Origin of the sequence: Pseudovibrio sp. Ad13 (assembly GCF_001623225.1) — a bacterium.
Lineage (GTDB): Bacteria > Pseudomonadota > Alphaproteobacteria > Rhizobiales > Stappiaceae > Pseudovibrio.
The window spans coordinates 448,021-460,878 of the sequence record NZ_LMCC01000002.1; the positions used below are offsets into that span (position 1 = coordinate 448,021).

Genomic DNA, 12,858 nt, shown 5'->3' on the forward strand with positions numbered 1-12,858 from the left:
ATGCAAAATATTCTCGTAGTTGATGATGACGCTCATATTCGCGACGTCATCACCTTCGCAATCGAAAAAGCCAATTACAAAGCAAGCGTTGCTCAAGATGGGTTCGAAGCTGTCGCCCGTTTCAGGAACGAGCCGGTAGATCTGATTGTTCTCGATATAGGCATGCCTGAAATGGATGGCTTTGAGGTATGCCGGGAAATCCGCAAGCACTCAGAAGTACCAATCCTGTTCCTGTCAGCGCGCGATGAAGAAATTGACCGGATCCTCGGTTTGGAGATGGGCGGTGATGACTACGTCACCAAGCCATTCAGCCCAAGAGAACTGGTCGCGCGGATTGGTGCGATCCTGAAAAGAACGAAAGGCCCCAAGCTCGCAGAACCGGCAAGCTCTGCTCAACGAGAAGCCGGAGGCGTGCAACTGGATGCCGCGTACCGATCCGTGACGTATCGCGGGCAACCTGTGGAGCTGACGTCAATCGAGTTTGAGATCCTGAAACTGTTTCTCGACCGTCCAAGAATAACGTTCTCACGCGACAAGATCATAGATCTGGCATACCCGCCAAATATCCATGTCTCCGATCGCACCATCGACAGCCACATCCGCAATCTGCGCTCGAAGCTGACAAATGCAGGGGCTCCCAATCTCATCGAAACCGTTCATGCCGTCGGGTTTCGGTTAGCAGCCATGTCTGCTGCAACATGAAGGCTGCCACAACCCGCAAAAAGTGGCGCCCGACCCTGAGCATGGTTGTCGTTGCCGTGTTGCTAAGTGTGCTTCTGCTGCCATTCGCCATCATCTTGTTCTTCCGCATCTTTGAGCATCAGATTTTCCAGCAAACAGAAAATGCACTGATTGCCCAAAGCGCTGTCCTGTCTGCTGTCATGTCTCGCATGGTGGCTGAGCAAGAGGAGATAGAGCTCGGTGAGTTTGCAGCCATTGAACAAACCATCTCCATTGAGAATGGTCCATACAAGCCAATCGCCCCCCGCACCTATCTGTTTTCTGCAAAAACATACCCACGCCGGGCAAAAGCACGTCCTTCAGACGATCCTTCGAGCAACATTATGCAAGAGATCGGGAGCCGCTTGTCTCCCTTGCTCGTAGAAACTCAAAAGGTCACTTTGGCCGGTTTCCGGGTGCTGGACCACAAAGGAAATGTCATCGCTGGGCGCAGCGAACTGGGGCTCTCTCTAAGTCACATTGAAGAGGTTCAGGCAGCTCTTTCGGGTGAATACAAGAGCGTTTTACGAGAACGCATTTCAGATGAACCCGCTCCAGCTTTCTCATCCTTAAGCCGCGGAACGGCAACGCGTATTTTCTCCGCAATGCCAGTCATCTTGCACAACAAGGTTGTCGGCGTGATTTATGCGTCCAGAACCCCAAGCAACACAATGCGACAGCTCTTCAAGCAATGGGAAATTGTTGCCATAGCAAGCGCATTCACATTGCTGGTGACAGCGCTGATTGGCTTTGTCTTTCTGCGGGTAATCACGAAGCCAATCCATGAGCTCATAGAGCGCACGCAGCGAATCAGTACGGGTGATGCAAACGCAATCGCCCCGCTCAAACACAACGGCACACGTGAGTTTGCATCGCTGGCAGATAGCTTTCTGTCTATGGCGCGCAAGATATCCGAGAGAGCAGATTACATCTCAACATTTGCCTCACACGCCGCGCATGAACTGAAGTCTCCGATCACAGCAACCAAGGGCGCGGTAGAGCTGCTGATGGAGTCTGGTGAGGACATGTCGAAGGAACAGCGAAACCGCTTCCTGAATAACATCCTCAAAGACTCCGACAGGGTGACAGCTCTGCTGGATCGCTTGCGTCATCTGGCGCGTGCAGACAACCCGAAATCAACGGGTCAGTTGGATCTGGAAAACCTGCTCAACCACCTTCAAAATCAATACGCTAGTCTTGAAGTGAACTGTAAGAGCCAATCTTCGGTCCAAGTGCCGATCACGCTTGAAAATGCAGAAATCATCTTCTTCAACCTGGTGGACAATGCGATCAACCACGCGGCCACGAAACTTACTATCCAAATCGAAGAAACGCCGACAACACTGCGATTCTACATTTGCGACAATGGAAGCGGTATTTCTGAGGGGAACGCAGGGAAAATTTTTGACCTGTTCTTCACAACCCGTCGCTCAGAAGGTGGGACCGGAATGGGCCTTGGCATCGTGCAGTCCATGGTGAAATCTCACTACGGCTCTCTCACCTTTTTAGCGGATCGTGCAGAAACAACCTTCTGTGTTGAGCTGCCCAAAGTCCTGCCACAGGACGCATAATCCCGAATCTGTGCGTGACTTCCCCCTGCTTCGCGGGGAGCGTCTAGCCTAAAAAAAAATCTTGCGCTGTTCTTTATAGGACAGCTTGTTTCATGGATCCGCGCGACACTCATCTAAAGCAGCTGCAAAAACAAGGCTGCCACACCGAATACGGTATTGCAGCACTGCATTCGGTTAAAAAATAGGTGAGCGTCACCACTTCGGTCAGACAGCAAATTTACCGAGTGGATAAGCCTCCCGAGGTCTTTGAAGTTGCCTCAACACAACAACACTTCAAAGACATCTGGCCGACCTGCGGAAACTGCCAAATTCGTGGGTCGGCTCCCCCTTGGAAATATAAAAAAACGCAAGAAACCGCCCTTATGCACTCCCGCAAACTTACATCCACGAGAGTGCATGTCATGAGTGTCAGGCGTCGCCTTTCATATGTCGGTTACCGCTTTGTACGCGTTTGATCATTTTTGAGAAGTTTTTTGAACGGGACCGGGACTGCGCAACAGTCTCAGTGTTGTATTGCTCTTCCCGCACCAGCTTCTGCCAGCGTTTCAACCGGGCAGCATCCAGCTCACCCGACTCAATCGCAGCCTGAATGGCACACCCAGGCTCTGCATCATGGCTGCAATCACCAAATCGGCAGTCCTCAGCAAGATCAACCAGATCCTGAAACACCGCCGAAACGCCTTCGGAAACCTCATAGAGCCTCAAGGCACGCATACCCGGCGTGTCCATAAGCCAGCGTCCTTCACCAATCGGGTAAAGGCAGCGTGCGGTCGTTGTATGCCGGCCTTTGGCATCATCTTCACGAATGCCAGAGGTTTTGGCGGAAGACCCGCTCAAGCTGTTGAGAATAGTAGACTTACCAACACCAGATGACCCAACCAAAGCTGCCGTCTGTCCGGCTCTCCACCAGTCAAAGAGCGGCATGATTTGAGAGGCATCGCGGGTATCAAGAGCTATGACCGGCAACAAAGGATCGATCTTCTGTACTTGCACTTCAAAGTCCCGCGTGTCCTCCACCAAATCGGCTTTTGTCAGCAGCACAACAGGTTGAATGCCGGCTTGCTGGGCAACAGCCAGATATCGCTCAAGGCGCGCAATGTTGAAGTCTTTGTTGCAAGAGGTGGTTATGAACAGCACATCCAGATTAGCCGCAATCAGCTGCGTCCGTGCATCTTCCCCCGCGGCCCGTCGTTCCACGACAGTAAGGCGGTCAAGAACACGCGTAACCTGAAACTGAGAATCATAGATCACCCAGTCACCAACGGCATAAGAGCCGGTAGAACCATGGCCTGGGACGCTCAAAGAAAACTCTCCCTCACTGCTGATGGCGACCATCTGGTTCCTATGAACCTGAGTAATACGCGCAACAGAAAGGGTTTGCAGCTCGTCATCGCGAAGCTGCATCATAAAATGAGCCGACCAACCCAGCTCAATCAATTTATGGGACATTTATCTGCCTGAAATAGAACAGCACCAAAGGGTCGCCGTAGCCATCGCATACGGACCCCAAAGTGGGTCAGGCAGGTAAGGCGTGTTGCCTATTTAAACGAACCTGCCTGAGGCACCTTTATTACAATCATCAAACACCTCCTTTGGTTACGTTTCGGGCATCACACTCTTGTGCAACATCTATGAGCTTATAGAGCTACCGGGTGTTTGGCAAGCAGGATTCCCGTGCGGCATAATGGCCAAAGCCCGTTGTGTCTGATTGGCTTCAGTCAAACTACAAGAAGTCGCTGCACTAAAGATTTTGGAGCGCGATGTGCTCTAAGAGTTCGACATGGCTTCGAGCGCCAGATGGATCATTTTCGCCACGTCCAGCACGTCATCATTCAGCGCTTGCTCAACCAAGCTGATGTCCACTGTCATGTCATAAAGCTCGCCAAACTCGTCTGTAAACGGACTGTTCTTGTATGTGTGGCTGACAACAAATGCACACGGGGAGCTGACCTTCAGCTCGCACGCCTTCTTTTTCTTCTTCAAGCTGATAAAGAAGCCATGCCCCCAGTCATTGGTAAAGGGAAACACAATTTGCCCCCGCAGCTTGGTATTGAGATAAAGCTGGGCCGGGATCGTTGTTGTGCCATAGCAAAGGTAGACCCGGTCTAACGGCGCACCTTTGTAATCTGCATGAACGTTCGCAATGGACGCCAGATTCTCGCGACACGGATCATGCAGTTTGTCATGCGGTTCATCGAAGTAGACAACGCCTTCAGCGCCAACCACATGAGCAATGATGGCAGTGAAATAGCCAAGGCCAGAACCTGACTCAAAAACCGCCATACCCGGCTTGAGGTCTGACCAGTTGAAGATCTGCGCCCATAAAGACGGCTGACCAGTATTGATATTGGCCTCGTGCACAAGCTCTACCAGCATGTCCTGATAAAGGTCCTCTGGATCCTCCAGAACCGCCCTGCGGCCATATCCCTGCGTTGTGATAGCGACACGCCAGGGAGGAGGAAAGAGGAAATCTTCTTTGCGAACAGTGGCAAACGCATCCATCAGCAATGCCCGGTTCCCACCGCGCAAATTGTAACAAACTTCTTGCGCGTATGCGTTTTCAGACATCGCAGAAAAACCGCCGCCTCAAGAGAAGAGAGAAAGTATGACCCATGCGACCGGATTCAATCAAACCGCATCGGTCTACTCAAATCAAATAATAGAGCGCAGCACGTGAGTGCCACAAACTCCAGGACAGACTAACTTTTCCCAAGAGCAATTGAAGACCAGTTGAAATAAGGGTCCAAACTTTAACGGAGCCCTATTGCGCGGAGCTGGTCCCAAGGCTTGCAAGCTTCTTCGCAGAGGGAGCCCGCCAAACTTGGTAAAGGCCATATCCAATCAATGGGATATAAATAGAGTTTTCAACGAAAGGAGAATTGAGAAGCCAGTTTATTACCTGATCTTTTTCCAAAAGAAATGTAAGCGTAAGCGGATAGTACAATGAAAAGAGTAAGCCGTAAAAACCGATGGTAAATGTAATTCCAAAATAAATAAAGACAAATATTATAAGACTTATTTTCTTTGGTGCAGAAATAAATCCTAGAAAAGAAAATATAATTACACAGGAGAGGAGGATTTTTTTAATAAGTAGATCGAATATTTCTGTCTCAGTAACGATTGAGATGACGTATTCATGTAGTAAAGCTAGCAGGGCCTTTGAGGACAGGACAATAAAAGCATAGCATAGGTATGTGCGGATTAGTTCAGCACGGCTGACACTGAACATTGCGATGTCAGGACGAGGCTGTCCTGCTGGTTCTTCTGGTGTTTTCATAAATCAATATTTCAGTCTGATAAATGCAAATTGACCGATGAGACGGTCCGTGAAATTGCGGACCATCTTATGTTCTATACATGCATATGCAACCTAAAGTGCAAAATCTAAGACTTATGGTAGTAATAGGAAGCGCAGAACCCGGCTCGCCTGATCAGAGGCTCCGTATTTTGCACAATGCTTACTTGGGTACAATATGGAGTTTCTTATCTAGGCATTTCATAGCTGTAAGAAGCGCAGAAATTGGATTGGCTTTCCATGCCTTCTACCGTCATAGGCGGCATATCACCGTCAAAAACATCGATTGCCAGCATGTTCTTGCTTGGGTAGCTGAGAACGAGATAGCCATCTGTCGTGTCTGGCAAACAGAGATTGTTGTCACGGATCAGCATGAGCATATCAGCGCCCGTAAAGCGGTAGAGATTGGGAACTTCGCTGGTTACAGGCTTAATATGCAGTACACTTCCTGTTGCCATCGTGATGGAGGTCATCCCCACGACGATGTCACCGGTAATACTCGTCGCGGTGGTGCTGGAGGCACCCCATTTTTTATCAGGAGCCTCGCCAGCATAAGCAAGCGGAATAGAAGCAAGAGACAAGCCCATAAAGACAGAAGTAATCTTGATTTTCATTTGGAACTACCTTGATTGAAACAGTCAGGGCGTAGGTTGCCCTACGACTTGTTGTAGGTAAACGAGCCGCAGAACCCGGCTTGCTGATCAACGCTCTTGCCAGCTTCAGGCGGCACATCACCTCCGAAGACATCAATCACGAGAAAATCTGGCTGCGACCGGTCGATGATCATGAAACCTTTATCGACGTCTTTCTCGCAGAAAACTTTGCCCTCTGGCAGGTCGAGAGACGTTGCGCCAGTGAAGGAGAAGAGGTTGGGGGTATACCCTTCAACGCCCGTGATTGTCAGAATTCCAGATTTGCCCATCTCGATCGTCCCGGGAGCCAGAATAATGTCTCCGGTGATCTGCTCAGCTGAAAAGCTGTAGGCGTGCCAGTCTTCAGGGCCGGCAATTTCCGGCTCGTCCTGAGCAAGGGAACCAACAGGTGTCATCATGAGGGCAACAATGCCCAGAGCACCAGCGATACTTCGTAAGTTTGGATGCCGCATCTTAAGTCTCTTGAGGCCTCTCTCCGTTTATCGCGGAGATCCTAGGCGGCGAAAATAAATATCTTCCTAGATCGAAATATCGAATTGCAGGCAAAACAAAAGCCACGCTGGAAACCAACGTGGCTTTGTCAAAGTACCGACGGAATGCCGGAAACTTAAAATTCTTAGTTTGGCTTCGCTTCGCCGTTTTCGCCTGCAGCAGGTGCCTGCTGAGCAGCAGCAGCCTGAGCGAGGTTCTGACGGTACAGAGCTGCAAAGTCGATTGGATCGAGCAGCAGTGGTGGGAAGCCGCCATTGCGTGTGGTGTCTGCAAGGATGTTGCGAGCAAACGGGAACAGCATGCGTGGGCACTCGATCAGGATGAACGGGTGCATATGCTCCTGAGGAACACCGGTGATCTGGAATACGCCACCGTAAACGAGTTCAACAGCAAACAGAACCTGCTCAGGAGTGTTCGCTTTTGCGTTCAGAGTAATAATAACTTCGAACTGGTCTTCGCCAATTGGGTTCGCACCAACGTTTACGTTGATGTCCAGCTTTGGCTGTTCACCTGGCTGAAGAGACTTTGGAGAATTTGGGTTTTCAAAAGAAAGGTCTTTAATGTACTGAGCCAGGATGTTCATGCCTGGTGCAGCTGCTTCACCCTGTTCACCAGCAGTATTAGCTTCACTCATATCGTTTTTCCCGTGTCGCAATAACAATCACTGGTACAACACACTGTCACTCTTAAGTGTTTGTTTGCCGTACCTGCGCAACTAGATGGTGGCTAGCATGCCCCAGAGGCGGATACAAGGCTATGCTAACATTTCAGCGGCAAAACAAGATAGTTCTGCCACATAACCCATTGGCAAGTGGATCACCTGTGATTTATGAAGGGCATCTGTGACATATTGGAGCAAGATTAAATGATGAGCACACCGGAAGGGCAGTCGCGACTGTTAGACCCGCAGATCAAGCTGGATACGCTTGTGCGCCTGCGTTGGTTGGCAGTGGCAGGACAAACTGTCTCTTTGCTTGTGGTGCACTATCTGCTCAACTTCCCGCTGCCCATCGGTTACAGCTACGTTCTGGTGGCCGCATCCGCCTGGCTCAATGTCATTCTCAAAATTCGCTGGCCATCAAGCACGCGCATTTCCAAAAATGCAGCAGCAGCTCAGCTGGCCTACGATATCATTCAGCTCGGTGGCCTGTTCTACCTCACAGGTGGTCTGGGCAACCCGTTCTGTTTCCTCATTCTTGCACCTGTTGTCGTCTCTGCAACCGCGCTCTCTTCCCGCAACACCATCATTCTCGGCGCGCTGGCCGGAGCAGTCGTCACGCTGCTCACCGCGTTCCATATGCCGCTGCCATGGTATGATGGCACGCAGATTGATCTGCCGCCGCTCTACCTTGTCGGCGTCTGGTTCTCGCTCATGTGCTCCATGTTCTTCATGGCAACATACTCTTTGCGGGTTGCTGAAGAAGCTCGCCAGCTCTCCAATGCATTGGCAGCCAGTGACATGGTCCTGGCGCACCAGAAGCACCTGTCCGCGCTGGACGGCCTTGCAACAGCTGCCGCGCACGAACTCGGCACACCGCTGGGCACCATCTATCTGACGGCCAAAGAGCTCTCCACCGAGTTTGAGAAGGGCGACCCACTGCGTGAAGATGCTGAGCTGGTTTATTCTCAGGCCGCGCGTTGTCGTGAGATTCTGAAGAAGCTCACAAGCCTGTCCAGTGATGCCGATCAGGTGTTCCAACGCATGCCGATTTCGCTGCTGCTGGCAGATGTATCTGAGCCGCACCGAGGTCTCGGCATTGAAATCAATATCAAGGCTGAAGGCGTTGGACCGGAACCTGTCGGTGTCCGTGATGCTGCCATCAGCTATGGCCTCGGCAACTTGCTCGAAAATGCCGTAGACTTCGCAGAAACCACCGTTCTTTTTGAAGCGAAGTGGGATGAAAAGCACGTCGAAATCTTCATTCTGGATGACGGCCCAGGCTTTGCGCCGGACGTGCTTGCCAGAATGGGCGAACCCTATGTTTCCAAACGCTCTGCGCCTGCAATTTCAGAGGATGGCGAGGAAGAATTTGACGACGAAGCAGAACGCCAATCAGGCGGTGGCTTGGGTCTTGGCTTCTTCATTGCCAAAACATTGCTGGAGCGCTCTGGCGGAAGAGTGAATTTTCATAATCGAAAAGATCCTGATCGCGGAGCTTTGGTTCATATACGCTGGCTACGTGAAACTATGGATCAGGGAGCGCAAACTCCAGAATCCTGAGAGTAAATCTCTAGGTATCCTAGTAAAAATACTTTAGCGAAATCTGGCTATAAAAGCCCATGGGAACTTCCCTTAACTGAAAAATATACTAAAGTGTCCTGTGAATACCGTAGATTAATCGGACCTGCAAAATGACAGAACCAGAAGTTGCACCTCTTGGACGCCTTCTAATCGTTGATGACGATCGTGCTTTCCAGCAGCGCTTGGAACGTGCGATGCAGAAACGAGGGTTTCACACGGAAACCGCTGACGGCGTAAGAGAAGCGCTGAGTAAAGTTGCAGCACAGGCACCTGATTATGCTGTCGTAGACATGCGCCTCGAAGATGGCAGCGGTCTGGACGTGGTTGAAGCCATCCGCATGAAAAAGCCGGACGCGCGCGCAATCATCCTGACCGGCTATGGCAACATCGCAACTGCTGTAACAGCAGTAAAGCTTGGTGCCATTGACTATCTCGCAAAGCCAGCTGATGCTGATGATATTCTGGCAGCGCTGACCCGCCGTCCAAACGATAAAGCCCCACCACCAGACAATCCAATGTCTGCTGACCGGGTTCGTTGGGAGCATATCCAGCGCGTTTATGAGCTGTGTGACCGCAACGTTTCAGAGACAGCCCGTCGCCTGAACATGCACCGCAGAACGCTCCAGCGCATCCTGGCAAAGCGCGCACCGCGCTAATCCAGAGCTTAGACTACAGAAATACAAAAGCGCGGCTCAAACCGCGCTTTAATTTTGTCTGTACTTGGGAAAGTGAGAGAGCTTTAGCTCTTCTCTTCGCTCTCTAAGCTGTGCTTTTGGATCAGCGGAAGCTGCATCATGGTGAAGACCATGGTGATTGGCATGAAACCAAAGACCTTAAAGTCCACCCAGAAGTCCGTTGAGAAGTTGCGCCAGACAAACTCATTGATCAGCGCCAGCACAAAGAAGAACAGACCCCAGCGCATAGTCAGCTTGCGCCAGCCTTCCGCATCCAGCTTGAAGGCGCTGTCAAACACATATCCCAGCAGAGATTTACCGAAGAACAGCCCACCCAGCAGGATGGAACCAAACAGGGTGTTCACGATGGTTGGCTTGAGTTTGATGAACAGATCGTCCTGCAAATACAGCGTCAGTGCGCCAAACACGAGCACCACAACACCAGACACCACCGGCATCACCGGTAGATGACGGGTGAGGATGTAAGATACGGTGAGGGAGATGGTGATTGCCACCATAAAGGCAGCTGTTGCAATAAAGATCGGCTGACCAAGAGCACCCAATGCAGGAAACATCTCGGCAAGCTGTGCGCCTCTGGAGTTGGCGATGAAGAAAACGCCCAATGGACCGAGCTCAAGGGCCAGTTTCAAAAGTGGCGAAACGTCTTGGCGCTCAGTTGTCTGCGTAGAGCGTTCTGAATTCATCTGCAAAGGCTTCCTTTTGTTGCTTTTCTCCCGACCTGAGAGATTTAAGCAGCAATTTTGCTATTAAAAGGGCAATTAAGAGCGAAATTGCAAAATCGTCAAGTTTTATGGCACCGATATAGCCGTTTTGAGGGGCTATAGCCTTAATTATGCGTTCATCTTGCAAAACGCGAGGTGTTACAGCCAACTAGGAAGTAGCAGTTTGTTTGCTAGTTAGTGCTGAAATTTGGATTGCATTAGGTATTCTAAGCAATTTATGAGTGTTTTGTAACCACATTTGATGTGTCTATTTGATTTTACTCATGAATTACAAATGGCAAAAAGCAAAATTTATCAATTAGTTCGCGATGAGTTTTCGTCGACAGAGTGTTTTGAATCTCATATTTATTAAAATGCTGCACATGTTGATGTGTAGTGACGATATATCCAAATTCATCTGGAACTAAATATTATGAAAACCACTCTCAAATGCCTCGCAGCTGCACTTCTGCTTAGTGCTTCTACACAGTCTGCCTTTGCTGGCCCTATTAAAGATGCAATGATCAAGCACGCCACCATCGCGAGCTTCATTGGAGCAGAAAAAAGCTGCGGACTCATTATTCCTGATGCAAGGGGCAAAGCACTGCTCGACGAAATCAAGAGTGAAGATGAAGGGTTTGTTATGAGTGTAGTCATGATGTCTATGGTGCATGAGCAAGTTGTTCAGAAAATCGAAGATCCTGCCGCTCGTGAAAAATATTGCTCTGAGCTCATCGCCGAAGCGCGCGAGCAGGGCGTGATTGACTAAGTCAACATTTAAGCGCTTGCTCACCAGATCATATGTTTGAGGCTGGGAGCACTTGCAAGTCAGTCGTGATTGAGCATTCTAAGGCGGCGCTTGGATTAATCCTCAGCTCCGCCTTTGCTGTTTCTGATGACATGTTCAGAGTTGCAGAGCAGCCTATCTGATTTCAAATGCAAACCTGGAAGAGATGCGAACAGATTGTGTCGCACTCTAAACACTAGAATTTCATTTCGCCCGCAACCTCTGAATGAGTTATGCTTTGTGCAAGTGGGAAATCCGGGAACGATGATATTCAAAGGTCTTTCTAAAATGGCTGTTATTGCAATTCTTCTGGTCGCGCTTGTGGTTGGCGTCACTGTAAAACTTATTTGGCAAAACTCTAGAGTGCCGGATTATGTTGGCGTGCATGATGGTCAGTTTGCAGCCCTGCCCAACTCCCCCAATGCCGTCTCTTCTCAAACAGAAGATACAGCCCGCCGTGTAGAGCCTCTGTCCATGCTCTCCTCCTTTGAGATCACACAGGCAGCTCTCACCAACACCTTACAGGAGATGGGCAAGAACAAGATCAGCAAGGTAGAAGGATCATACCTCCACGCCGTCTTCACGAGCTCAAGCATGGGTTACAACGACGATGTAGAGCTCTGGATCGATGAAGAAGCAGGCGTCGTGCACTACCGCTCTCAATCCCGCGTTGGCTACAGCGATATGGGCGCCAACAAGGCTCGCTACGAGCGTTTCAGAAGCATTTATTCCACATTCACTGACACTGAGAATTGACTCAGAGGCAACTAACACACCTGTGAGTTTCGCAGAGTCAATATCTCCTTGAAATGACTCATGAATCTACCCGACTGCATACAGCGCACTGACTCTGCGGGAGATAAACCGCAGAAACATTGAGACTCACAAAACTGTAAGTAGCCAGTGAGTCTGAAGCGAGTCAGGAGGGCGGCCTACTTGCTGCAGTGGCTCTGGCATTTGAAAAAGATGAAGCTCGGATTCTTCTGCAGCTTCTCATAGTGGATTGGAGATTTTTCCTTCATCTCGGCAGCTGGCATCCCTTCGCGCAGGTCCACAACACACATTCCGGCAGCTGAGAGCCACCCAAACAGCATGGAGAGTGGGCGGCGATAAAAACTCACCTTCACCGGCATACCAATGGTGTTCCATTCCTCCGTCACATGTTCCTGACGCAGATAACTACCGCTTGGAGAGCACTGTGCATCCACCAGCGGATGATGGGTTGAGAACACGAAGTAACCACCCGGCTTCAACACGTTCCCGATGTCTCTGAAAAGCTTGTTCAGGTCTTCGACGTAATGGATCATCAACGGACAGATCACGATATCAAACGTGCCTTCCAGTTTCTCCGGCAACCCATTAGACAGGTCAGAGGTGTAGCACTTTACGTTGTCGTCCAGCTTCTCTTTCACCAGCTTCAGCATCTGCTCGGATTCATCAATGCAGGTTACATCAGCTCCGTGATCATAGAGAAACTGCGCATACACGCCGGGGCCGCACCCAAGGTCCAGCACCTTCAGCCCTTGCAGCGGCGGCAGCATGCCAAGCAGGGTGGGGCGCTCTAAAAGAGCGTTGTAGATGTTCTCCTGAATGGCCTCATCATACTGCTCGGCAAAATCGCTATACAACCGAGATGTCATTCACGTACTCCGCATCAAACACATGTTCCCGAACAAGACCTCTGATCAACGCCTAGGAATAT

General features: G+C 50.2%; 14 protein-coding genes. 6 read left to right on the forward strand and 8 right to left on the reverse strand.

Features of this window, described 5'->3' with window-relative positions:
• A complete protein-coding gene (locus PsAD13_RS02875; protein ID WP_063317222.1) occupies window positions 1-702 on the forward strand; it encodes a response regulator transcription factor in 702 nt (233 codons plus the stop codon).
• Complete coding sequence (locus PsAD13_RS02880) at window positions 699-2,291, forward strand: HAMP domain-containing sensor histidine kinase (RefSeq protein WP_063317223.1); 1,593 nt, start codon at window positions 699-701, stop codon at window positions 2,289-2,291. Before PsAD13_RS02875 ends, PsAD13_RS02880 begins: the two co-directional genes overlap by 4 nt.
• Before the next feature lie 408 nt (window positions 2,292-2,699).
• Here the strand turns inward: PsAD13_RS02880 and rsgA are convergent, their stop codons facing one another.
• The 6 genes from rsgA to secB all read right to left on the reverse strand — a co-directional run bounded on the left by rsgA (window position 2,700) and on the right by secB (window position 7,365).
• Window positions 2,700-3,740, reverse strand: coding sequence for a ribosome small subunit-dependent GTPase A (gene rsgA, locus PsAD13_RS02885; RefSeq protein ID WP_063317224.1), 1,041 nt, complete (start codon window positions 3,738-3,740; stop codon window positions 2,700-2,702).
• Between the two features lie 318 nt (window positions 3,741-4,058).
• On the reverse strand, window positions 4,059-4,859 hold the full coding sequence (locus PsAD13_RS02890; RefSeq protein WP_063317225.1) for a protein-L-isoaspartate O-methyltransferase: 801 nt from the start codon (window positions 4,857-4,859) through the stop codon (window positions 4,059-4,061).
• Window positions 4,860-5,052: 193 nt separating this feature from the next.
• A complete protein-coding gene (locus PsAD13_RS02895; RefSeq protein ID WP_063317226.1) occupies window positions 5,053-5,568 on the reverse strand; it encodes a hypothetical protein in 516 nt (171 codons plus the stop codon).
• 206 nt (window positions 5,569-5,774) lie between these two features.
• Window positions 5,775-6,200, reverse strand: coding sequence for a hypothetical protein (locus PsAD13_RS02900; RefSeq protein WP_063317227.1), 426 nt, complete (start codon window positions 6,198-6,200; stop codon window positions 5,775-5,777).
• A 41-nt stretch (window positions 6,201-6,241) separates the two neighbouring features.
• On the reverse strand, window positions 6,242-6,691 hold the full coding sequence (locus PsAD13_RS02905; protein ID WP_063294264.1) for a hypothetical protein: 450 nt from the start codon (window positions 6,689-6,691) through the stop codon (window positions 6,242-6,244).
• Between the two features lie 164 nt (window positions 6,692-6,855).
• Window positions 6,856-7,365, reverse strand: a complete 510-nt coding sequence (secB, locus tag PsAD13_RS02910) for a protein-export chaperone SecB (protein ID WP_063294263.1) — start codon at window positions 7,363-7,365, stop codon at window positions 6,856-6,858.
• A 231-nt stretch (window positions 7,366-7,596) separates the two neighbouring features.
• On the opposite strand from secB, the gene PsAD13_RS02915 reads away from it, so the two are divergent.
• Together PsAD13_RS02915 and PsAD13_RS02920 are read left to right on the forward strand one after the other, a co-directional pair.
• On the forward strand, window positions 7,597-8,952 hold the full coding sequence (locus PsAD13_RS02915; RefSeq protein ID WP_063317228.1) for an ActS/PrrB/RegB family redox-sensitive histidine kinase: 1,356 nt from the start codon (window positions 7,597-7,599) through the stop codon (window positions 8,950-8,952).
• A gap of 131 nt (window positions 8,953-9,083) precedes the next feature.
• A complete protein-coding gene (locus PsAD13_RS02920; protein ID WP_057463014.1) occupies window positions 9,084-9,629 on the forward strand; it encodes an ActR/PrrA/RegA family redox response regulator transcription factor in 546 nt (181 codons plus the stop codon).
• A gap of 83 nt (window positions 9,630-9,712) precedes the next feature.
• On the opposite strand, the gene PsAD13_RS02925 is transcribed toward PsAD13_RS02920, so the two are convergent.
• On the reverse strand, window positions 9,713-10,351 hold the full coding sequence (locus tag PsAD13_RS02925) for a septation protein A (RefSeq protein ID WP_063294826.1): 639 nt from the start codon (window positions 10,349-10,351) through the stop codon (window positions 9,713-9,715).
• A gap of 451 nt (window positions 10,352-10,802) precedes the next feature.
• Between PsAD13_RS02925 and PsAD13_RS02930 the strand changes: the two genes are divergently transcribed.
• Window positions 10,803-11,138, forward strand: coding sequence for a hypothetical protein (locus PsAD13_RS02930; protein ID WP_063294261.1), 336 nt, complete (start codon window positions 10,803-10,805; stop codon window positions 11,136-11,138).
• 282 nt (window positions 11,139-11,420) lie between these two features.
• Window positions 11,421-11,912 carry a DUF1499 domain-containing protein gene (locus tag PsAD13_RS02935; protein WP_208986388.1) on the forward strand — a complete coding sequence of 164 codons (492 nt, stop codon included), beginning with the start codon at window positions 11,421-11,423 and terminating at the stop codon, window positions 11,910-11,912.
• Window positions 11,913-12,088: 176 nt separating this feature from the next.
• Here PsAD13_RS02935 and PsAD13_RS02940 read toward each other — a convergent pair whose 3' ends face one another.
• The gene (locus PsAD13_RS02940; RefSeq protein ID WP_057463012.1) at window positions 12,089-12,796 is read right to left on the reverse strand and encodes a class I SAM-dependent methyltransferase; all 708 of its coding nucleotides are present in this window, start codon (window positions 12,794-12,796) and stop codon (window positions 12,089-12,091) included.
• Window positions 12,797-12,858 lie beyond the last annotated feature (62 nt).